Genomic DNA, 21,684 nt, shown 5'->3' with positions numbered 1-21,684 from the left:
CCCCGCTCTCCCGTCGTCCCCGGCGCGCCGCCGGCGCGGGAAGAGGACCCCCGGGAGAGCCGAGGCCCGACGCCTCTCCCATGACGAGGCCGGCGGCCGCCTCAGCGGTTCTCGCCGACGACCACGAACGGCGCCCAGGCGCCGGGATGCGCCAGCGTCGGATCGCGCGGATCGGAGGCGAGCGCCATCATCGAGCGCCGCATCGCCTCCGCCTTGCCGATCGCAGGATCGCGGCCGAGTTCGGCGAAGGCCGCCGTGGTCAGCCGCGCCGCCGCGTCGTCGCGCACCGGCCAGTGCGACACCAGAAGCGTGCGCGCGCCGGCGTAGAAGAAGGCCCGCGCCAGACCCGAGAGACCGTCGGCCCCGGGCGTGCCGTCGCTCGAGGCGGTGTTGCAGGCCGAGAGCACCACCCAATCGGCCGAGAGCTTCAACCGCGCCGCGTCGGTGGCGGTGAAGAGCCCGTCGTCGTCGCGGGTGGCGTGTTCGGGCGGGGTCAGGACCAGCGCCGGCTCGGCGAGCCCTTGGAGTTCGCCGGCGAGAAGGCCGTGGGTGGCGAAGGCGACGACGCGCGCCTGCGAGAGATCGGCCGTCTTCACCGCCGTCTCGGTCGCCGCTGCGCCGGTCGTCACCGCGCCGCGCCCCGCGCCGAGCGCCGCCGCCAGGGTGCGCAACTCCTCCGCCGTCTGCGGCAGCGGCGCGAGTGAGGCGACTGCGCGCGGATCGGCGACCCCGTCGCGGAAATAGCCGGAGACCTGCCCCGGCGAGCGCGTGCCGTCGCCGCTGCCGGCGAGCTTCGGCGCGCCGAACCCTCGGAACGGCTGGGTGCCGTGACCGGGCTTCGCCAGCTCGCGCAAGGCGACGAGCGCCCCGACGCTCGGCAGCGTCGTCACCGCGTGCCGCTGGATCAGCCAGGCGGTGGCGCGCAGCGCATCCGGATCGCCGTCGTCGCCGAGCGGCCGCGCCGTCGGCAACACCGCGAAGGGCAGCGACGTCAGAGCCCCGTCCGGCACGATCAGCAATTGCGACTTGTCGGCGAGCATCCCCTCGAACGGCTCGAGCAGGCGCCGCTCCAGCTCCCACGCCGTGGTGCGGTCGAAGCGTGGCCCGCCGCGTTCCGTCGCCTCGCCGAAGGCCGATTCCGCCGCCCGCACCGACCCGCCGCGCGTCTCCGGATCCCCGGTCGGCGAGAGATCGCGCCGGAGCCGCCGCACCGTCGCCGCCAGAGCATCGGCGCCGAGATCGACCCGGTTCCACGCGTCGCCCTCGCGCGTCACCACGAAGACGAAGGTGCGGTTCGGTTCGACGAGAAAGGTCACCAGCGCCTCGTCGGGGCCGAGCAGCGCCTTGGCGCGGGCGATCGACAGGGGCTTCGGATTGGCGAGATCGGCGAAGGCGGGAAAGCGCTGTCGGAGGCTCGCGTCGGTGGTGGCGATCTTCGACGCGATCGCCTCGCGTTCCATACGCGCCGCGCCGCTCTTGTCCTCGGCCACGCGGCGATCCGCCGCCCGCCACGCCTCGACGAGATCCTGGCGCGCCCGCACGAGCCCGGCGAGCTCGTCGGTGCCGGCGGCGAACCGCGCCCCCAATTGGGCGAGCGCCGCCCCGGCCGAGGAGATCTGCGCCCATTGCGCCGCCTCGAAGGCCGCCGCCCGGAGCGCCCCTCCGGCGGGATCGGATGCGACCGTCGAGATCTCCACCGGCTCGCTCGGCAACGAGTCCGCGCGCCCGGGACCACCGACACAGACGCCCGCCAGCGCCGCGACCAGAAGCGCCGCGCAAGAAACACCCGTCCTCATCGCGCCGCCTCCTCGGGAGCCACCACCATCCAGCCGAAATCGACGATTCCCGCCGTGCCGATCGCCGCCGCCGGCGGCGCCCCGCGCGTCGCCCCGCCGAACGAGGCCGCCTCGAGCAGCCCGCCGAGCGGGCTCGCCCCGGCGCCGCGATTGGCGATGCCGGTCGGCGTCGCCTGGGCGAGATGGCGGAAGTCGGCCGGCAGCGCCTCGCGCCCCTCCACCTCGACCATCACCATCAGCAGATGTTCCCGACCGATCGGCAGCGGGATCTTGCGCTTGCGGCTCCAGGTGACGATGCGCAGCGGAAACGACCGCGTCACCCCGCCGGGATCGAGCCTGAGCCCCTCGGGCGGCCCCATGTAGGCGACGCCGCCGGCGCCGTCGACATAGAGCGGCGTCACGTCGACCGGCTTCGTGCCGCGATTGGTGAGATGGAACCACACCGTGTCGCAATGGCCGAGACGCGGCGAGGCCGTCGGCTCGAACGGAACCGCGCCCATCGGCGGCCGCGAGGGGTCGAGCGCGGGACAGTCGCGATCGTCGGCGGCGACCGCGCCCGGCCCGGCCGTGCCGCCGTCGCGCATCACCGAGGCCTCGATCGCGACCTCCGCCGGCAGTGTGCCGGGACCGATCACGCCGGCGACCCGGACGAGATTGCGCGCCTTGGCCATGGCGATCAGCGGCCGCTCGACCAGCGCTCGCACGGTCTTCGCGTCGGCGCCGGCCGGCAGCGCCACCGAGGGCGATTGACGGCGGCCGCTCTTCAGGAAATCCGCGTCGTCGGCGACGAGCCACACCCGGCCCTCCTCGACGAAGAGCCGAAGCTCCGCCGCCTCGGCCGGATCGACGATCGTCACCGTGCCCGAGGGCGTCGCCGCGATCGCGTCGAGCGCCGCCGCGACGGCGCGCTCCTCCTCGGTCCCGGGCCGACGCGGCGGTCGCGCCACGCGATAGACGAAGTCGGCGCTCTTCTCGACGAGCCGCGCCGTCAGGCTCTCCCCCGCCAGAGCGGCGTCGAAGGCGAGACCCTCCCGTTCGATGGGCTTCGCCATCGCCTTGGCCGCGCCCGCCGCCTCGATCCGCGCGAAGGCGCGCACCGTGTCGGGCGCTTCCAGGGTCGCCAGCGCCACCACCGCGCCGACCCCGAGCCCGTCGACGACACCGGCGCCGACGGAGAGACGATCGCCCTCGACCGTCACCGGCCAGCGCATCACCCCCTCGCTCGCCCCGCCCGGAACGAGCGCGCCGAGATCGCCCTCGAACATCGGCGTCGGCGCCTGACCGAACTGGTCGTAGCCCGCCATCACCCGATGGGCGAGATCGCGGAAGGTTGCCACCCGACCGCCGCGCAGCGCCTGGGCCAGATAGAAGGTGAGCACCCCGTGCGGCCGCCGCTCCTCGGTGCCGTAGCCGCGCGGCAGGTTCTTCTGGAGCGCCAGCTGATCGGGATAGGCCGCGAAGAAGGCGACGTAGCCGCCCGGCGCGCTCGCCTTCGCGACCGCCGCCCCGGATCGGGTCGTCGCGGCGCTCGCGACCGGCTCGTCGAACCAGCCGTGCGCGACCGGCCGCGCCGCCGCCCCGCCGCGCGTCGCCGGAGCGAGCCCTCGCGCCGCCGCCCGCGCCTTCTCGAGCGCCGCCTCGGGGATCTTCAGAACCTCGGGCGCCACCTGCTTGATCTGCCCCTCGCCCGCGGCGCGCGTCATCGTTCCGGAATGGCAGGCGTCGATCACCACCCAGACCTCGGCGCCGGTCGCGCGGATCGCCGCCACCGCCCGGCCCAACTCGTGATCGACCAGCGCGTTCGCCACCGCCCCGACCGAATCCTCCCACGGACCGATGTCGATCGGCAGGAAGATCTCCTCGAGCCCGTCGGGCTTGGGCACCGGCCGCTTGGCCGGATCGGGATCGGGCTGCTGCGAGCCGTGACCGGAGAAATAGAGGAGCACGAAGTCGCCCGGCCCCGACCGCCCGCCGAGATCGGCGAGCGCGGCGAGAATCGCGGCGCGCGTCGGCGGCCCGTCGGCGCGGCGCGTCGATCCGGTCTCCTCGAGAGCATCGGCGAGAACGATCGTGTCGCGGTCGGAAAAGCCCATCCGCGCCACCGTGTCGATCATCAGCGCGACGTCGTTCTTCGGCCCGGCCAATTGCAGGTCGCCGACCGTCTCCTTCGGATAGTTGGAGACGCCGACCAGCAGGGCCCGCCGCGCGCCCGCCGCCGAGGCTACGCTCGTCGCCGCCAGCAAAGTCACGAGGGTCCAGAGGAACGCGGCCCTGAGGCCGGCGAGAAGCGTGAGGACGGGCATCGTCGAGGGGCTCCGCATCTGTTTCGGGTCTCTTTCCGAGATGTCCGAGACTGGCAGAGCCGCCCGCGAACGACAATCGGCGGCGGCGCCGATCCCGCCACATGAACGCATTCTTCATCCGCGCCGGGCGATTTCCGCGGCGTGACCCGCCGCGCCCCCTCGACAAGCCCCCCGCCGATCGGACACGATCGCGATACGTTTCTCGCAGGAAGGCTCGGATGTCGCCGCTCTCCCCGCCGCTTCCCCGTCACGACTCGGCCCTCGGCCGGGCCGGCGCGGCCATGCTCGCCGTCCTCGCGCTCGTCTCCTGCGCCTCGCTCGACACCTCCCCGATCAACACCCCCAGCTCGGCGATCGACGCGGCCCCCGCCCCCGGCCTCTTCGCCGACGACGAGGATGGCGAGACCCTGGTCGGGCTGACCTTTTCCGGCGGCGGCACCCGCGCCGCCGCCTTCTCCTTCGGCGTCCTCCAGGCCTTCGCCGAGACGGAGGTGCCGACCGCCTCGGGTCCGACGCGCTCGCTGCTCGACCGGGTCGACTTCGTCTCGGGCGTCTCCGGCGGGTCCGTCACCGCCGCCTATTTCGGCCTCAAGGGCCGCGCCGCCCTCGACGATTTCCGCGAGCGCTTCCTCCTGAAGAACGCCGAGGAGGACCTCAACACCAATCCGCTCAACCCGGCGACGCTCGCCAAGGTGATGGGCGGCGGCGCCAACGATCGTTCCAACCTGCCGCGTTGGCTCGACCGTCATCTCTTCGACGGCGCCACCTTCCGCTCGATCCTGGCGCGCAGGCACCCGACCGTCTGGATCAACGCCTCCGACATCGCCAACCACACCCCCTTCGTCTTCGAGCCGGGTACGCTCCGGGCGCTCTGCTCCGATCTCGCCGACGTGCCGGTCGCCGACGCGGTCGCCGCTTCCGCCGCCGTGCCGGTGATCTTCGCCCCCGTGACCCTCGAGACCTACCCGGATCGCTGCACCTACGAGATGCCGCGCTGGGTGCGTTGGGCCTCCGAACAGGCCGGCGCGCCGGCGCTCCTGAAGGGCTACGCCCGCGCCCTCCTCGCCTATCGCGACACGAAACAGGTCCGCTACCTGAGGCTCCTCGACGGCGGCCTCACCGACAATTTCGGCCTCGCCGGCCTCACCATCGCCCGCGCCGCCGCCGACACGCCCTATGCGCCGCTCTCCCCGCGTCAGGCGGCGCGGCTGAAACGGGCGCTCTTCCTCGTGGTCAATTCCGGCCGCGCCTCCGACACCGAATGGACCCGCACCCAGACCGGGCCGACCGTGGCGCCGCTGTTGATGGCGGTGGTCGACACCGGCATCGACGCGTCGGTGCGCCAGGGGTTCGACGCCTTCCAGCTGACCCTCGCGCGCTGGCAACAGGACCTGATCGAGTGGCGCTGCCGGCTCTCCCCGGCCGAGGTCGCCCGCTGGGTCGGCTCCACCAAGGGGTGGAACTGTCGCGACGTGAAGTTCCTCTCCGGCGAGGTCGCCTTCGACCAGTTGCCGGAGAAGAAGGAGAAGCTCCAGGCGATCGCCACCCGCTTCGTCCTGCCCGCCGACGAGGTCGATCTGCTGATCCAGGCCGGCCGCGAGGCGACCCGGCGCAACCCCGTCGTCAACGGCTTCCTGCGCACCTCGACGCCCCCCGGCGCCGCCGCCCGCCCGGTCGCCCGGCTGCGCAAGGACGAGGAGCGGCCGAGCGGCGGTCTCGTCAAGTCGAACTGACGCCGCGCCCGCCCCGAGCCTCGCCGGGGTGCCTCGCGCCGCCGGGACGTGTTAGGAGACCGTTCCACGCGCGAACAGGTCCCACGCCGATGTCCGAACCGAGCCGATCCTCCCTCTGGCGAAACGAGATCTTCGCCACTCTGGTGCTCGGCTGGCCGTTGGTCCTGACCCAACTGGCGCAGATGGCGCTGAGCACCATCGACGTGCTGCTGCTCGGCCGCCTCGGGCCCGAGGCGGTCGCCGCCGGCGCGCTCGCGGTCAATCTCTACAATGCCTTCATGCTGTTCGGCGTCGGCGTGATGTCGGCGACCATGCCGATGATCGCCCGCGAGCGCGGCCGCATGGCTCATTCGGTGCGCGACGTGCGCCGCACCTTCCGTCAGACCCTCTGGGTGGCGCTGACCATCGCCATCCCCTCCTGGATGATCCTGTGGCAGGGCAAGGCGATCTTCGCCCTCCTCGGCCAGGACCCCGCGCTCGGCCACGAGGCCGCCCGCCTGTTGCGGGTGTTGATGTGGTCGCTCCTGCCCTTCTTCGCCTTCGTCGGCCTGCGCGGCTTCATGGCGGCGATGCAGCGCCCTTTGTGGACGCTGGTGATCGGCCTCCTCGCCGTTCCGGTCAACGCCGCCGTCGGCTGGGTGCTGATCTTCGGCCGGTTCGGCGCGCCGAAGCTCGGCATCGTCGGCGCCGGCTTCGCCACCCTGTCGGCGACCACCTTCATGTTCGTCGGCCTCGCGACGATCCTGATCCGCGACCGCCGCTTCCGCCGCTACCATCTGTTCGGCCGCTTCTGGCGAGTGGACGGCGCGCGCTGGCGCGACTTCCTGCGGCTCGGCCTGCCGATCGGCGCGATGATCGCCTTCGAGAGCACCGTCTTCAACGCCGCCGCCTTCCTCGCCGGCCTGTTCGGCACGGCGACGCTCGCCGCCCATGCGGTGACCCTGCAGATCGCCGCCACCGCCTTCATGGTCCCGCTCGGCCTCTCGCTCGCGGTGACGGTCCGGGTCGGCACCGCCTTCGGCCGCCGCGACCCGGGCGCGATCTTCCGCGCCGGCTGGGCCGGTTACGGGCTGGTGGTCGCCTGCATGATCACCACGGCGGCGATCATGATCCTCTTCCCGCACCGGCTGATCGGCGCCTTCCTCGACATCGACGCCCCCGACACCGCCGAGACCTTCGCCCTCGCGGCGAGCTTCCTGCAGGTCGCCGCCCTGTTCCAGATCGTCGACGGCATCCAGACCGTCGCCGCCGGCATGCTGCGCGGCCTTCACGACACCCGCGTGCCGATGATCCTGGCCGCCATCGGCTACTGGGGCGTCGGCCTGATCGGCTCGATCGTCTTCGCCTTCCCGCTCGGTTTCGCCGGACGCGGCATCTGGATCGGCCTCGCCCTCGGCCTCGGCGTCGTCTCCGTCATGCTGACCGCCCGGTGGTTGTTCCTCACCGGCTCACGTCGCGGAATAGCAATAATATCGAATTGAAGTTTCATCCGGTCACGGATTCTTCTTTCTTGACGACGCGCAAGAACGGGTCATGCGACCCGTTCTCACACGATACCGCCGTCTTTTGTTCTGATGTTTCACGCTTCGTTAAATGCGATCGTGGATGATTGCTGCGTTGGATACAACTTTTCGTCATCAAGACGTCGGACGGGTCGACGACCCGGCGAACCAAGACAACAAGAAAACCCCTGGACGGTACCCTATGGGATTCTTCGCCTCGAATCGTGACACGACCGCCATGTTGGCCGCCCTCGATCGTTCCCAGGCGGTGATCGAGTTCGCGCTCGACGGGACGATCCTCGGCGCCAACGCCAATTTCCTCGAGGCCCTCGGCTACACGCTCGAGGAGATCAAGGGCCACAATCATTCGATGTTGGTCGAACCGTCGCAGCGCGACGGTGCCGAGTACCGCAAGTTCTGGGACGACCTGCGCGCCGGCCGGTTCCAGCGCGCCGAATACAAGCGCATCGGCAAGGGCGGCCGCGAGATCTGGATCCAGGCCTCCTACAATCCGTTGCTCGGCCGCGACGGCAAACCGTTCAAGGTGGTGAAATACGCCACCGACATCACCGCCGCGAAGCTGAAGGCCGCCGAATATCGCAGCCAGATCGAGGCGATCGGCAAGGCTCAGGCGGTGATCTCCTTCGACCTCGACGGAAAGATCCTCGACGCCAACGCCAATTTCCTCGCCGCGCTCGGCTATACGCTCGACGAGATCAAGGGCCGACATCACTCGATGTTCGTCGAGCCGGCCCATCGCGAGAGCGCCGAATATCGCGCCTTCTGGGACGCGCTGCGTCAGGGCCGCTACCAGCAGGCCGAATACAAGCGCATCGGCAAGGGCGGTCGCGAGGTCTGGATCCAGGCCTCCTACAACCCGATCTTCGACATGAACGGGCGCCCCTTCAAAGTGGTGAAGTTCGCCACCGACGTCACCCCCCAGGTCCGCGAGCGCATGCGCCGCGCCGAGGCCCAGACCGCCATCGACATGGACCTCGGCGCGATCACCGACGCGGTCTCCCGCACCAACGAACAGGCCGCGGCGGCCGCCTCCGCCTCGACCCAGACCTCCGCCAACGTCCAGGCGGTCGCCTCCGGCGCCGAGGAACTCGCTCATTCCGTCGCCGAGATCAGCCGCCAGCTCTCCCACGCGCTGGAGATCACCGGCGAGGCGGTGTCGCAGGCCGACCGGACGAACGCCACCATAACCACCCTGGTCTCCGCCACCCAGAAGATCGGCGAGGTGGTCGATCTGATCAACTCGATCGCCGCCCAGACCAATCTCCTCGCCCTCAACGCCACCATCGAGGCGGCGCGCGCCGGCGAGGCCGGTCGCGGCTTCGCGGTGGTCGCCAGCGAGGTGAAGAACCTCGCCACCCAGACCTCCAAGGCGACCGAGGAGATCGGCGCTCAGATCGCCGAGGTGCAGAACAACACCCGCGACGCGGTCGGCGCCATCTCCGGCATCTCCACCACCATCGGCCGCATCAACGAGATCTCGACCGCCATCGCCACCGCCGTCGAGGAACAGGAAGCGGTCACCCGCGACATGTCCTCCAACATGCAGACCGCCGCCTATGGCGTCGAGACGATCACCCGCGGCATGAACGAGATCGCCATCTCGACCCGCGAGGTCGACGACGCCGCCCGCAAGGTCAAGGAAGCCTCGCGCGCCATCGCCTGAAGCGTCGCGCCCGGCGAGATCGCCATGGAGACCCGCCGCCGGCGGGTCTCGTCGTCTCTGGACGAACCGTCCGACCCGCGACACACTCCCGCGAAACGGATCGATCGCGGGAGCCCGACGTGCCGAAGCTCGAGTTCTGGTATGAATTCGCCTCGAACTATTCCTGGCTCTCGGCGATGCGGATCGAGGATCTCGCCGCCGCCGCCGGGATCGAGGTGGTGTGGCGTCCGTTCCTCCTCGGCCCGATCTTCCGCGACCAGGGCTGGAGCTCCTCCCCCTTCAATCTCTACCCGGCCAAGGGCCGCCACATGCGCCGCGACATGGACCGCATCGCCCGGGCACGCGGCCTGACGCTGACCTGGCCCGAGACCTTCCCCGCCGACGGGCTCGCCGCCGCCCGTCTCGCGCTGGTGGGCGAGGCGCGCGGCTGGGTCGCGCCCTTCACCCGCGCGGTCTACGAGGCGGAGTTCTCGCGCGGACGAGACATCGCCGATCGCGCCGTCCTCGCCGGGATCCTCGCCGATCTCGGCCTCGACGCCGACGCCCTCCTCGCCGAGATCGCCACCCCCGAGGTCAAGGCCGCCCTCGCCGCCCGGACCGACGCGGCGCGCGCCCGCGACCTCTTCGGCGCGCCGAGCTTCCTCACCCCCGACGGCGAACTCTTCTGGGGCGACGACCGCCTCGAACAGGCGATCACCTGGACCCTCGCCCCGCCGAACCCTTCACTCGGCGCCTGACCCCGCCCGCGACGGTTCGAGCGCCGCCCGCCATTCCGCCGCGACCGAAGCCTCGCCCTCCCCGGCGAGCCGCGCCGCCGCCTCGCCCGCCACCCGCTCCGGCGCCAACCGCGACAGCGCCCAGACCGCCGCTCCCCGCACCACCGTGCCCGCGTCGTCGAGCCGCCGCACGACCGCCCGGACGAGCCCGCGATCGCCGGAATTGCCGATCGCGATCAGAACGTTGCGCAGGAAGCGATCGCGCCCGATCCGCTTCACCGGCGAGCCCGCGAAGAGCCCGCGAAAGCCTGCGTCGTCGAGCTCGACGAGATCGGCGAGGCGCGGCCGCACCAGCTCCGGCCGCGCCACCAACTTCGCCTCGCGGGCGGCCGTGGCGAAGCGGTTCCACGGACACACCGCCAGACAGTCGTCACAGCCGTAGATCCGGTCGCCCATGGCGACCCGGAACTCCGCCGGGATCGGCCCGGCGTGCTCGATCGTGAGGTAGGAGAGGCAACGCCGCGCGTCGATCTCGTAAGCGGCCGGAAAGGCCGCCGTCGGACAGACGTCGAGGCAGCGCCGGCACGAGCCGCAATGCGAGGTCTCCGGCGCGTCGGCGGCGAGATCGAGCGTGGTGAAGATCGAGCCGAGGAAGAACCACCCCCCGATCGCCCGCGAGATCGCCAGCGTCGACTTCGCCACCCAGGCGATCCCGGCGGCCTCGGCCAGCGGCTTCTCCATCACCGGGGCGGTGTCGACGAAGACCTTGAGATCGCAGGCGACGCCCGCCCGCTTCGCCTCGGCCGCGAGCTTGGCGGCGATCTCCTTCAGCCGCCCCTTGATCACCTCGTGATAGTCGCGGTGGCGGGCATAGGCCGAGATCTCGCCGCGCGAGGGATCGCGCGTCGCCGCGAGCGGGTTCTGCTCCGGTCCGTAGTCGAAGGCGAACACGGCGATCGAGCGCACCTCGGGCCACAGCACGCGCGGATCGGCGCGCCGCGCGGCGGTCTCCGCCATCCAGGTCATCGACCCGTGATGCCCGGCCTCGAGGAAGCGCGCGAGATCCCGCCCGGCGGCCTCGATCCCGGCCGGGTCGGCGACACCGACGGCGGAAAAGCCGAGCCGCTCCGCCTCCGTGTCGATCAGGCGGCGCAGCGAGGCGCGAATCGCGGCGGCGCGATCCGCCTCGTTCATCAGTTGCGGTCTTCCGGAACGATCGGCAACGGCTGGAACTCGATGCCTTCCTCGGCCAGCGACGTCGCCTCCTCGGCGGTCGCCTCGCCGTAGATGCCCTGATGCTCGATCTCGCCGTAGTGCATCTTGCGGGCTTCCTCGGCGAAACGCTCGCCGACATAGGTGGCGTTCTCGGTCACCTTCTTGCGGATCTCGCGCAGCGCGTCGAGCATCATCTTCTGCGCCCGGTCGGGCATCATCACGGCCTGCCGCTTGGAGGCCTCCTCGCGCTCGTCGCGGGCGCGGCCCGACTGGACGTTCGGCGCCATCAGCCCCCGCGAGATCGCCACCGACCCGCACACCGGACAGGCGACCAGCCCTCCGGCCACCTGCGTGTCGAAATCCTCCGAGGAGCGGAACCACCCCTCGAACACGTGTTCCTGATCGCACACCAGCGTGTAGTGGATCATGACGGGACCTCGTCCGACGGCGAGAGAGTGAACGGCCGGTCGTGCGACAGCGCCGGCACCCGCCCGCGCATCACCAGCGCCAGCTCCGGATCGATGTCGGCGAAGATCACGCCCGGCTCGATCCCGGCTTCGGCCACGACGTGGCCCCAGGGATCGATGATCAGCGAATGACCATAGGTCTCGCGCCCGTTCTCGTGGCGGCCGGCCTGCGCCGCCGCCAGCACCCAGGCGCCGTTCTCGATCGCCCGCGCCCGGAGCAGCGTGTGCCAATGCGCCTCGCCGGTCGGCCGGGTGAAGGCGGCGGGAACCGTCAGCATCGTGGCACCGCCGTCGCGGGTCTGGACGCGGAAGAGATGGGGGAAGCGCAGATCGTAGCAGATCGCGATGCCCATCCGCCCCCACGGCAGATCGACCACCACCGCCCGGTCGCCGGCGACGTAGCGCGCGCTCTCGCGATAGACCTGCCCCTCGCCGAGCTGCACGTCGAAGAGATGGATCTTGTCGTAGGTCGCCGCGATCTCGCCGGTCGGCGCGATCAGGAAGGCGCGGTTGGCGGCCTTCGACCCGTCGCCGACCTTCACCGCCAACGAGCCGACGTGGAGATGGATGCCGAGCTCCTTCGCCAGCGCGCGGGCATGCGCCAGTGTCGGATCGGCGTCCTGGAAGGTCAGTGTGTCGAAGAGCCGCGCCGGATCCTCGTCCATGATGCCGGTGGTCTCCGGCGTCTGGACATAGACCGCGCCGCCCGCCACCGCCTCGCGCACGAGGGCATCCATCGCGGCGATGTTGCCGGGAACCGATCGGGACGAGGTCATCTGTACGAGAGCGGCGCGAAAGGCGGTCATGGTCTCTCCGATCGGCGTGGGGTCTCAGGCTCCGGCGAGCAGCGGATCGAGCCCGCCGCGATCGTCGAGATCATGGAGATCGTCGCAGCCGCCGACATGGGTCGCGCCGACGAAGATCTGCGGGAAGGTCATCCGGCCGGAGGCCTGGATCATCTCGCCGCGAAAGGCCGGATCCTTCGAGGCGTTCTTCTCCTCGAAGGCGACGCCCTTGGCGCGCAGCAACGCCTTCGCGGCGGTGCAATAGCCGCAGCCGTCACGGGTGTAGATCAGGACGTGGGGTGTCGTCATCGGGGGTCTCCCGCTTCGTTTCGCAATTGCGATCGTGCCCCGTTCATATAGCTACCGCCCCACCCGGAGCAACCCGCGCGAAGGTCAGAACATCGACCCGCGCCGCCCCCGCCCGCTTGAGCGCCCGGGTCGCCGCGCTCGCCGTCGCCCCGGTCGTCAGGACGTCGTCGACGAGCACCACCCGCCGCCCGGCGATCGCCGCCTGATGCGAAGCCGGCACCCGAAAGGCGCCGCGCACGTTGGCGATGCGCTCGCTCTCGCCGAGCCCGACCTGCGGCCGCGTCGCGCGAATGCGACGCAACGCGTCCGCGTCGACCGCCACCCCGCTCGCCCGCCCCACCTCGAGCGCGATCAGCGCCGCCTGATTGAACTTCCGCCGCCACAGCCGATGACGATGCAGCGGCAGGGGCACCAGCACGTCGGCGTCGGCGAGGATCTCCGCGCCCGCCCGCGCCGTCATCCGGCCGATCAGCCGCACCGTCTCGGTGCGGTCGTGATATTTGAGCGCATGGACCAGATCGCGCGCCGGCCCCTCGAACAGAACCGCCGCCCGCGCCCGGTCGAACACCGGCGGATCGGCGATCGCCTCGGCCGAGAGCGCGCCCTCGCCGATGTCGTAGCCGAAGGGAATGCCGAGCCGCTCGCAATAGGGCCGCTCGATCGGCTGGAGCCGCGACCAGCACGCCGCGCAGAGCGCATGCGCCGCCGCCACCGGCCGCCGGCAGGCCGAGCAGACCGGCGGCAACAGGAGATCGAGCGCCCCGCCACCGAGCCGCCGCGCGCCGGCGAAGAGCCCGTCGAGGATCCGCCGCGCCGCGCCGCTCGCGCGCGCCCCGGCCGCCGCCTCCGTCCCCGCCTCGTCCATCGCCGTCTCGTCCGGGCCCCGCGTCATGACCTCGCCTCTCGTGGCGTCAGGATACGCCCGCGCGCGCCGTCGCGCGAGGCCGTCCATGTGCCCTGGACGGGTCTCGCGGATCGTGCGAAGGGTCGAGCCATGACCATGCCGCCCCGCCTCTTCGACCGCGCCCTTCTCGCCGCCCGGCGACGCCGCGCCCGCGCGCGTCCCCGCGACGGCGCCGACTTCCTGCTCGCCCGGGTCGTCGAGGATCTCGACGATCGCCTCGCCACGGTGCTGCGCCGTTTCGGCCGCGCGGTCGACCTCGGTCCCTTCGCCGGCCCCGGCGCGGCCGCGCTGTCGCGCTCCGGCAAGGTCGACACGGTGCTCCGCGCCGGTCCCGACGACGAGGCGGTCGATCTGGTCGTCGACGAGGAGGTGCTGCCCTTCGCGCCCGAGAGCCTCGATCTGGTGGTGTCGCTGCTCGCGCTCCATTTCGTCGACGATCTGCCCGGCGCCCTGGTGCAGATCCGCCGCGCGCTCGCCCCCGACGGCCTCTTCCTGGCGAGCCTGCTCGGCGGTCAGACGCTCCATGAATTGCGCGACGCGCTGATGGCGGCCGAACTGGAGATCCACGGCGGCGTCTCGCCGCGCGTCGTCCCCTTCCTCGACGTGCGCGATCTCGGCGGCCTGTTGCAGCGCGCCGGTTTCGCCCTGCCGGTCACCGACACCGACCGCGTCACCGTGCGCTACGGCTCGATGTTCGACCTCGTCGCCGATCTCCGGGCGATGGGCGCGACCAACCCCTTGCGCGAACGCTCGCGCCGGCCCGCCTCGCGCGCGCTCTTCCTGCGCGCCGCCGAGATCTACGCCGAGCGCCACGCCGACGCGGACGGGCGCCTGCGCGCCACCTTCGAGATCGTCTCCGCCTCGGGCTGGGCCCCCCACCCCGACCAGCAGAAGCCGCTCGCGCCCGGCAGCGCGCAGGTGCGCCTCGCCGACGCCCTGAAGACGCACGAATACGCCCTCGGCCGTGCGGACGAGAGCGGTGAAGCGCCGGAACGAGACGTCGAGTGAGAAGCCTCAGTCGGTGGTTTTGAGGTGGTTCGAGGCGGTGTCGGCCATGCCGACCCAGCGCGCGCTGAGGCCGGTGCCGGTCGAGCCGACCGAGACCACGATCGCCAGGAAGATCAGACCGGCGATCAGGGCATATTCGATCGCCGTCGCGCCGCGTTCGTCACGCAGAACGTCTCCCCGCCACCATCGGGCGCATGTCGAGAGCAGGTCTTTGCGATCCGGCATCGGCTCCGACTTCGGTTGTCTCACCCCATCAGATCGATCAGGTGAGGAATCAGCGGCTCGTCGGCGGGCGGCATCGGAAAGTCGCGCAGACTGCGTGGCCGCACCCATTTGAGTGCCTGCCCCTCGCGCCCCACCACGGTCCCGATCCACCGTCGACAGACCCATAGTGGCATCAGCAAATGAAAATTTTCATAACTGTGGCTGGCGAAGGTCAGGGGGGCCAGACAGGCTTCCTTCACTTCGATTCCCAGTTCTTCGTCGAGTTCGCGGATCAGCGTTTCTTCCGGCCGCTCCCCCGCCTCGACCTTGCCTCCGGGAAATTCCCAGAGGCCGGCCATGGACTTGCCTTCCGGACGCTGGGCCAGGAGGATGCGCCCGTCGGCGTCGATCAACGCCACCGCGGCGACCAGGACGATCGGCTTCATGACCCCGCTCAGCTCCGATAGTCGCCGTTGATCGCGACGTACTCCTTGGTGAGGTCGCAGGTGTAGACCGTGTCGCGCCCCTCGCCGAGGCCGATCTCCACCCGGATCGCGATCTCGTCGTTCTTCATGTGCGCCGACGCCGCCGCCTCCGAATAGGCCGGATCGCGCTCGCCCTCGACCGCCACCCGGACGTCGCCGAACCAGATCGCCAGACGATCGCGATCGGCCGGCTCGCCCGCCTTGCCGACCGCCATCACGACGCGACCCCAATTGGCGTCCTCGCCGGCGATGGCCGTCTTCACCAAGGGCGAATTGGCGATCGAAAGCGCGATCCGCCGCGCCGACACCTTGGAGACCGCGCCCTCCACCGTGACCGAGACGAATTTGCGGGCACCCTCGCCGTCGCGTGCCACCAGACGCGCGAGGTCGAGCATCACCGCGTCGAGCGCTTCGGCGACCGCGCCGAGACGCGGATCCCCGTCCGAGGTGATCGGCGCCAGACCACGATCGGCGGCCCGGCCGGTGGCGAAGGCGAGCACGGTGTCGGAGGTCGACGTGTCGCCGTCGATGGTCAGCGCGTTGTAGCTGTCGACGACGCCGCGCGAGACGAGGCCCTGGAGCACCGTCGGGGCGATCGGCAGATCGGTGAAGAGGAAGGAGAGCATCGTCGCCATGTCCGGCGCGATCATGCCGGCGCCCTTGGCGATGCCGTTGATCGCGACCGAGACGCCGTCGAGCGTGATCGTCCGCGTCGCCACCTTGGGGAAGGTGTCGGTGGTCATGATCGCCTTCGCCGCGTCGAGATAGGGCTCGGCCGCGACCCGGGCCGCGGTTTCCTCGAGCACGCCCTGGAACTTCTGCGGATCGAGCGGTTCGCCGATCACCCCGGTCGAGGCGAGGAACACCGCCGAGGGCGCGCAGCCGACCGCCGCCGCCGCGATGTCGGCGGTGACGCGGACCGTCTCGATGCCCTTCTTGCCGGTGAAGGCGTTGGCATTGCCGGAATTGACCACCAGCGCCCGCGCCGAACCGCCCGCGAGATGCGCCCGGCACCAGTCGACCGGCGCCGACGGGCATTTGGAGGTGGTGAAGACGCCGGCCACCGTCGTGCCCTCGTCGAAGACTGCGAGCAGCACGTCGGTGCGGTTCTTGTACTTGATCCCGGCCTCGGCGGTGGCGAAGCGGACACCCGCGATCGCCGGAAGGAGCGGCTGGGTCTTGGGCGCGAGCGGCGAGACGGCGTGCGACATGGATCGGTCATCCTGGGTGAGGAACGGTCGTCGCTCGGTTTATCCGTCCCGCGCCCCCCGTCAAGCGTTCTCGACGCGCGCCGCCCCGGCCGCGATCCATCGTCCGGCCCAGCGCTGGACCAGCGGAATGATCGCGAAGACCATCCCCGAGACCATGATCGGGACGATCACCAGGGTCCTGAGCGCCAGCGGCCAATCGCCGGTGACCGGCGCCGTCGCCGCCAGGAGCAGCGTGATCAGCGGATAGGCGCCGACCATCACGCAGAGCGCGAAACGCAGACGCGAGGAGAGGCGAAAGACGGAGGCGGGCGAGGAACGCATGGCGACACCCTTTCGAGCGCGAGGACGAGAGGAATAGAAACGGTCCGTTTCGTTTCAATAAACTGTACGATCCGTTTCGTTTCGTCAAGAGGGATGCTAGGGTCACGCCGAACGACGCGCGCCGAGGAGAGCGACCATGACCGACGCAGTGACCGATTCCGGGACCGATCGCGCCCCCGACACGGAGACCTCCGCGCCGCATCGCCGCTCCGCCGGCCCCCATCGCAGCGGCGCCGCCCACCGCGCCATTCTCGACGCGGCCGAGGCCCTGCTGACCGAGAAGGGCCCGGCCGGCCTCACCTTCGAGGCGGTCGCCCGCCGCGCCGGCGCCGGCAAGCCGACGATCTATCGCTGGTGGCCGACCCGCACCGCGCTGATGCTCGAGGTCTACGACCGCCGCAAGGTCGACGCGCTGTCGCGCCCCGACACCGGCAGCCTCGCCGAGGATCTGACCATCCTTTTGCGCGACCTCTGGCGCTTCTGGCGCGAGGGGCCGGCCGGTCCCGCCTATGCCGCGATCATCACCGAGGCCCAGAGCGACGACGCCGCCAAGGCGGCGATGGCCGCGCCGCTCGGCGATCCGGATTTCCCGCTGACCCCGATCTTCGACCGCGCCGTCGCCCGTGGCGAGATCGAGACCCCCGCCCGCGCCGCCGCGCTCCGCGAATATGTCGCGGCGCTGAACTGGTTCCGCCTGCTCACCGGGCGCCTCGACGAGGCCGACATCCCCGTCCTGGTCGCGAGCCTCCTCGACCCGCGCGACGCGCCGCGACGCGCCCCCACATGACGAAACGGCCCGGCTCCCGCATGGGAACCGGGCCGAGACGGCGGGGAACCGGGCGAGCGCGACGGCGAACCGTCGCGCGTCGATCACTTCGCCGGGGCGGGCGCGGCCGGAGCCGGGGTCGCCGGGGCGGCCGGCTTCTGCGCGGCGGCGATCGCGGCCTCGTCGACCTCGATCTTGGCGGCCTTCTTCAGCGCCTCGAGCTTCTGGGTGAAGAGCTCGCCGACCACCGCCTGACGGACCTGATCCTTGACCTGGTCGAGGCTCGGGATCGGCTGCTTGCGCTTCTCCTCGAGCTTGATGACGTGCCAGCCGAATTGAGTCTTCACCGGCACCTTGGTGAATTCGCCCGGCTTCAGCGCTTCCGCCGCCTTCTCGAACTCCGGCACCATGTCGCCGGCCGCGAAGAAGCCGAGGTCGCCGCCGTTCTTGGCCGAGCCCGGATCCTGCGACTTCTCCTCGGCGATCTTGGCGAAGTCGCCGCCCTTGGCGAGATCGGCGAGGATCGCCTTGGCCTCGTCCTCGGTCTTCACCAGGATGTGACGGGCGTGCATCTCCTCCGGCGGCTCGTAGCCGGCGGCGTCCTTGTCGTAACGCGCCTTGACCATCTCCGGCGTCACCGCCGCCTCGACCTGGGTCTTGACGAATTCGGAGACGAGCAGCTGGGTACGGATCTGCTCCATGCGGGCCTTGTAGCTCGGGCTCTGCTCGATGCCGTCCTTGGCGGCGGCGGCGGCGATCACACGCATGTCGACGATCCGGTCGACCACCGCCTTCAGACGCGCCGACTCCGGCAGCTGGGCGAGCTGCGGACCGAGCGTCGCGGTCATCGCGGCCACGTCGGTCTGGGTGATCGGCTGGCCGTCGATCCGGGCGTAGACCGTGTCCTCCGCACGCGCCGCCCCGGTGAGGGCGAGACCGGCGAAAAGGGCGAGCGCGAGGGTGCGGTGGCTGCGGTGTCCGTTCATGGGTGACGGGTTCCTGAGTGAGGGCGGCGAAAGGCCGCGAGGACGGGACTTCCAACGGCCGTCGCCGGAACGACCCGGCGAGCGTGGCGATCGAGATGGTGCGGCGGATGTGGCGAACGTATGACGCCTCCCCCGCGTCACGGCTCGACGGCCGGCGATTCGCCGGAAGATTGACGCGCCCGCTCGCCGTTGACAACCGCCGGACCCCCTCTTATCTCAAGCGAACCGCGCGCGCCCGAAAGGCGCGGGCGCGGTTCGGGTCGCCCGCTCGACCCTCTCGCCCCCTCCCCGCGCGGCCCGCGTCATCGCATCGTCGCAATCGGCGGGTTGATCGGGAGGATCGGGCCGTCCGCGCGAACGGCCCGCGGCTCGTCATACGCCTCCCGCTAGGGAAGTCTCCGCCTTTCGAACGTCGCGCCCGCGACGTCCGGCCATAGCCAGCCACGACCTCGAGGAAGGGCCTCCATGATCGGCCTCGGAACTCTCGCCAAGAAGCTCTTCGGCACCGCCAACGATCGCAAGATCAAGGCCTACCGCCCACGCGTCGACGCGATCGCCGCTCTCGAGCCGGAGGTCGCGGCCCTTTCCGACGAGGCCCTGCGCGACCGCACCCGCCAATTCCGCGAGCAGCTGGCGAACGGCACCGATCTCGACGATCTCCTCGTGCCCGCCTTCGCCACCGTCCGCGAGGCGGCCAAACGCGTCATCGGCCAGCGTCACTACGACGTCCAGATGATCGGCGGCATGGTCCTCCACGAGGGCAAGATCTCCGAGATGAAGACCGGCGAAGGCAAGACCCTCGTCGCCACCCTCGCGGTCTATCTGAACGCGCTTCCGGGCAAGGGCGTCCACGTCGTCACCGTCAACGACTACCTCGCCAAGCGCGACGCCGAGTGGATGGCCCAGATCTACGGCTTCCTCGGCCTCACCACCGGCGTCATCGTCCACGGCCTCTCCGACGAGGAACGCAAGGCCGCCTACGCCTGCGACGTGACCTACGGCACCAACAACGAGTTGGGCTTCGATTATCTGCGCGACAACATGAAGTACGACTTCGACCAGATGGTGCAGCGCGGCCATGCCTACGCCATCGTCGACGAAGTGGACAGCATCCTGATCGACGAGGCGCGCACGCCGCTGATCATCTCCGGCCCGCTCGATGATCGCTCGGACCTCTACAACACCATCGACCGCTTCATCCCGGCGATGCAGAACAAGATCGACTACGAGATCGACGAGAAGCAGCGCACCACTTCCTTCACCGAAGTCGGCATGGAGAAGATGGAACAGGCGCTGCGCGCCGCCGGCATGTTGAAGGGCGACAACCTCTACGACATCGAGAACGTGACGGTCGTCCATCACGTCAATCAGGCGCTCCGGGCCCACACCCTGTTCCAGCGCGACAAGGACTACATCGTCAAGAACGGCGAAGTGATCATCATCGACGAGTTCACCGGCCGCATGATGCCCGGTCGTCGCTATTCGGAAGGTCTCCATCAGGCGCTCGAGGCCAAGGAGAAGGTCCAGATCCAGCCGGAGAACCAGACTCTCGCCTCGATCACCTTCCAGAACTATTTCCGCATGTACGAGAAGCTGGCCGGCATGACCGGCACGGCGCTGACCGAGGCCGACGAGTTCCTCGACATCTACGGCCTCGAGGTGCTCGAGATCCCGACCAACATGCCGATCTCCCGCCTCGACGAGGACGACGAGGTCTATCGCACCGAGGCCGAGAAGATCCGCGCCATCATCCGTCTGATCCGCGACTGCCACGAACGCGGCCAGCCGATCCTGGTCGGCACCACCTCGATCGAGAAGTCCGAGCACCTCGCCGACGAGTTGAAGAAGGAAGGCTATCACCAGATCGACCTGACCGACCCGTCGGCGCTCGCCACCCTCTACAAGGGGGCCGACGGCGCCAAGGTCTTCACCGTTCTGAACGCCCGTTATCACGAGCAGGAAGCGGTGATCGTCTCCCAGGCCGGTCTGCCCAGCGCCATCACCATCGCCACCAACATGGCCGGTCGCGGCACCGACATTCAGCTCGGCGGCAACGCCGACATGCGCATCCGCTACGAACTCGGCGACGATCTCGACAGCCCCGATCGCGCCGCCCTCGCCCAGGGCATCCGGGCCTCGGTCGCGGAGTTGAAGGCCAAGGCGCTCGCCGCCGGCGGCCTCTACGTGCTCGGCACCGAACGCCACGAGAGCCGCCGCATCGACAACCAGCTGCGTGGCCGCTCCGGCCGCCAGGGCGACCCGGGCCACTCCAAGTTCTTCCTGTCGCTGCAGGACGACCTGATGCGCATCTTCGGCACCGACCGCATGGACGGCATGCTGCAGAAACTCGGCCTCAAGGAGGACGAGGCGATCGTCCATCCCTGGATCAACAAGGCGCTCGAGAAGGCGCAGCAGAAGGTCGAGGCCCGCAACTTCGACATCCGCAAGAACATCCTCAAGTTCGACAACGTCATGAACGACCAGCGCAAGGTGGTGTTCGAGCAGCGCGTCGACCTGATGACCGGCGAGGACGTCGGCGAGACCGTCCAGGCGATGCGCCACGACGTCATCCACGACCTCGTCAAGAAGCACATCCCCGAGAACGCCTATCCCGAGCAGTGGGACGTCGAGGGCCTCCACACCGAGATCGCCGACGTCCTCGGCATCGAACTGGCCGTCACCGACTGGGCCAAGGAGGAGGGCATCGCCGAGGAGGAGGTGATCCACCGCGTCACCGCCGCCGCCGACGCCATCATGGCCGACAAGGCCGACCGCTTCGGCCCGGAGACCATGACCTATGTCGAGAAGGCGGTCCTGCTCCAGACCCTCGATCATCTCTGGCGCGAGCATCTCGTCACCCTCGACCATCTCCGTCAGGTGATCGGCTTCCGCGGCTACGCCCAGCGCGACCCGCTGAACGAGTACAAGACCGAGGCCTTCACCCTCTTCGAGGCGCTGCTGACCGGCCTGCGCCGCGCCGTCACCTCGCAGATGATGCGGGTCGAGCTGGTGCCGCCCGAGGAACAGGCGGTCTCCGCCCTCGAGACCCATCACCTCGACGCCTCCTCGGGCCGCGATCAGATCACCGGCGACGCCCCCCTCGGCCGCGCCGTCGACCCGAACGATCCCACCACCTGGGGTCAGGTCGCCCGCAACGCGCCCTGCCCCTGCGGCTCGGGCAAGAAGTACAAGCACTGCCACGGCGCCTTCGTCTGAGGACGCCGCACCATCGCAGGCGCCGAAACGGGCCGCTCTTTCCGACGAAAGAGCGGCCTTTTCGCAAGACGAC

19 protein-coding genes are annotated in these 21,684 nt (G+C 70.4%); 7 read left to right on the top strand and 12 right to left on the bottom strand.

Features of this window, described 5'->3' with window-relative positions; genetic code table 11:
• Positions 1 to 101: 101 nt before the first annotated feature.
• Together J3S89_RS01910 and J3S89_RS01905 are read right to left on the bottom strand one after the other, a co-directional pair.
• Entirely contained in the window at positions 102 to 1,796 is a 1,695-nt protein-coding gene (locus J3S89_RS01910; protein WP_217925784.1) for a CHAT domain-containing protein, read from the bottom strand.
• Positions 1,793 to 4,099: a caspase family protein gene (locus tag J3S89_RS01905; protein WP_217925783.1), complete on the bottom strand. Its 2,307-nt coding sequence runs from the start codon at positions 4,097 to 4,099 to the stop codon at positions 1,793 to 1,795. Before J3S89_RS01905 ends, J3S89_RS01910 begins: the two co-directional genes overlap by 4 nt.
• Before the next feature lie 218 nt (positions 4,100 to 4,317).
• On the opposite strand from J3S89_RS01905, the gene J3S89_RS01900 reads away from it, so the two are divergent.
• The 4 genes from J3S89_RS01900 to J3S89_RS01885 all read left to right on the top strand — a co-directional run bounded on the left by J3S89_RS01900 (position 4,318) and on the right by J3S89_RS01885 (position 9,755).
• On the top strand, positions 4,318 to 5,832 hold the full coding sequence (locus tag J3S89_RS01900; protein WP_217925782.1) for a patatin-like phospholipase family protein: 1,515 nt from the start codon (positions 4,318 to 4,320) through the stop codon (positions 5,830 to 5,832).
• An 89-nt stretch (positions 5,833 to 5,921) separates the two neighbouring features.
• Positions 5,922 to 7,313 (top strand): MATE family efflux transporter, encoded by a 1,392-nt coding sequence (locus J3S89_RS01895; RefSeq protein WP_217925781.1) that lies wholly within the window; start codon positions 5,922 to 5,924, stop codon positions 7,311 to 7,313.
• 223 nt (positions 7,314 to 7,536) lie between these two features.
• The gene (locus J3S89_RS01890) at positions 7,537 to 9,018 is read left to right on the top strand and encodes a methyl-accepting chemotaxis protein (protein WP_217925780.1); all 1,482 of its coding nucleotides are present in this window, start codon (positions 7,537 to 7,539) and stop codon (positions 9,016 to 9,018) included.
• 119 nt (positions 9,019 to 9,137) lie between these two features.
• A complete protein-coding gene (locus tag J3S89_RS01885; protein WP_217925779.1) occupies positions 9,138 to 9,755 on the top strand; it encodes a 2-hydroxychromene-2-carboxylate isomerase in 618 nt (205 codons plus the stop codon).
• Here J3S89_RS01885 and queG read toward each other — a convergent pair.
• The 5 genes from queG to J3S89_RS01860 are packed head-to-tail and all read right to left on the bottom strand — an operon-like array spanning position 9,741 to position 13,402.
• Positions 9,741 to 10,928: a tRNA epoxyqueuosine(34) reductase QueG gene (gene queG, locus J3S89_RS01880; RefSeq protein WP_217925778.1), complete on the bottom strand. Its 1,188-nt coding sequence runs from the start codon at positions 10,926 to 10,928 to the stop codon at positions 9,741 to 9,743. The two genes, J3S89_RS01885 and queG, sit on opposite strands and share 15 nt — an antisense overlap.
• The gene (locus J3S89_RS01875) at positions 10,928 to 11,377 is read right to left on the bottom strand and encodes a DUF1178 family protein (protein WP_217925777.1); all 450 of its coding nucleotides are present in this window, start codon (positions 11,375 to 11,377) and stop codon (positions 10,928 to 10,930) included. The genes queG and J3S89_RS01875 overlap by 1 nt, the downstream gene beginning before the upstream one ends.
• A complete protein-coding gene (locus tag J3S89_RS01870) occupies positions 11,374 to 12,222 on the bottom strand; it encodes a carbon-nitrogen hydrolase family protein (protein WP_217925776.1) in 849 nt (282 codons plus the stop codon). Before J3S89_RS01870 ends, J3S89_RS01875 begins: the two co-directional genes overlap by 4 nt.
• 24 nt (positions 12,223 to 12,246) lie before the next feature.
• Positions 12,247 to 12,510 carry a glutaredoxin 3 gene (grxC, locus tag J3S89_RS01865; protein WP_217925775.1) on the bottom strand — a complete coding sequence of 88 codons (264 nt, stop codon included), beginning with the start codon at positions 12,508 to 12,510 and terminating at the stop codon, positions 12,247 to 12,249.
• A gap of 43 nt (positions 12,511 to 12,553) precedes the next feature.
• Positions 12,554 to 13,402: a ComF family protein gene (locus J3S89_RS01860; RefSeq protein WP_230488876.1), complete on the bottom strand. Its 849-nt coding sequence runs from the start codon at positions 13,400 to 13,402 to the stop codon at positions 12,554 to 12,556.
• A gap of 102 nt (positions 13,403 to 13,504) precedes the next feature.
• Between J3S89_RS01860 and J3S89_RS01855 the strand changes: the two genes are divergently transcribed.
• Positions 13,505 to 14,422: a class I SAM-dependent methyltransferase gene (locus J3S89_RS01855; protein ID WP_217925774.1), complete on the top strand. Its 918-nt coding sequence runs from the start codon at positions 13,505 to 13,507 to the stop codon at positions 14,420 to 14,422.
• A gap of 6 nt (positions 14,423 to 14,428) precedes the next feature.
• On the opposite strand, the gene J3S89_RS01850 is transcribed toward J3S89_RS01855, so the two are convergent.
• From J3S89_RS01850 to J3S89_RS01835, 4 genes are read right to left on the bottom strand one after another with little or no spacing between them, the layout of a single operon-like run.
• A complete protein-coding gene (locus J3S89_RS01850) occupies positions 14,429 to 14,647 on the bottom strand; it encodes a Flp family type IVb pilin (protein WP_217925773.1) in 219 nt (72 codons plus the stop codon).
• A 20-nt stretch (positions 14,648 to 14,667) separates the two neighbouring features.
• Positions 14,668 to 15,072, bottom strand: a complete 405-nt coding sequence (gene mutT / locus J3S89_RS01845) for an 8-oxo-dGTP diphosphatase MutT (RefSeq protein WP_217925772.1) — start codon at positions 15,070 to 15,072, stop codon at positions 14,668 to 14,670.
• 8 nt (positions 15,073 to 15,080) lie between these two features.
• Positions 15,081 to 16,322 carry a bifunctional glutamate N-acetyltransferase/amino-acid acetyltransferase ArgJ gene (gene argJ / locus J3S89_RS01840; protein WP_217925771.1) on the bottom strand — a complete coding sequence of 414 codons (1,242 nt, stop codon included), beginning with the start codon at positions 16,320 to 16,322 and terminating at the stop codon, positions 15,081 to 15,083.
• Between the two features lie 60 nt (positions 16,323 to 16,382).
• Positions 16,383 to 16,643, bottom strand: coding sequence for a putative antibiotic biosynthesis monooxygenase (locus tag J3S89_RS01835; RefSeq protein WP_217925770.1), 261 nt, complete (start codon positions 16,641 to 16,643; stop codon positions 16,383 to 16,385).
• Positions 16,644 to 16,779: 136 nt separating this feature from the next.
• Between J3S89_RS01835 and J3S89_RS23320 the strand changes: the two genes are divergently transcribed.
• On the top strand, positions 16,780 to 17,430 hold the full coding sequence (locus tag J3S89_RS23320) for a TetR/AcrR family transcriptional regulator (RefSeq protein WP_217925769.1): 651 nt from the start codon (positions 16,780 to 16,782) through the stop codon (positions 17,428 to 17,430).
• 83 nt (positions 17,431 to 17,513) lie between these two features.
• Here the strand turns inward: J3S89_RS23320 and J3S89_RS01825 are convergent, their stop codons facing one another.
• Positions 17,514 to 18,395, bottom strand: coding sequence for a peptidylprolyl isomerase (locus tag J3S89_RS01825; protein WP_217925768.1), 882 nt, complete (start codon positions 18,393 to 18,395; stop codon positions 17,514 to 17,516).
• Between the two features lie 465 nt (positions 18,396 to 18,860).
• Between J3S89_RS01825 and secA the strand changes: the two genes are divergently transcribed.
• Positions 18,861 to 21,611 (top strand): preprotein translocase subunit SecA, encoded by a 2,751-nt coding sequence (secA, locus tag J3S89_RS01820; protein WP_217925767.1) that lies wholly within the window; start codon positions 18,861 to 18,863, stop codon positions 21,609 to 21,611.
• Positions 21,612 to 21,684 lie beyond the last annotated feature (73 nt).

Source organism: Pinisolibacter aquiterrae (assembly GCF_019160155.1).
In the GTDB taxonomy this organism is placed as follows: domain Bacteria; phylum Pseudomonadota; class Alphaproteobacteria; order Rhizobiales; family Ancalomicrobiaceae; genus Pinisolibacter; species Pinisolibacter aquiterrae.
This window is presented reverse-complemented; position numbering and strand designations above follow the sequence as displayed.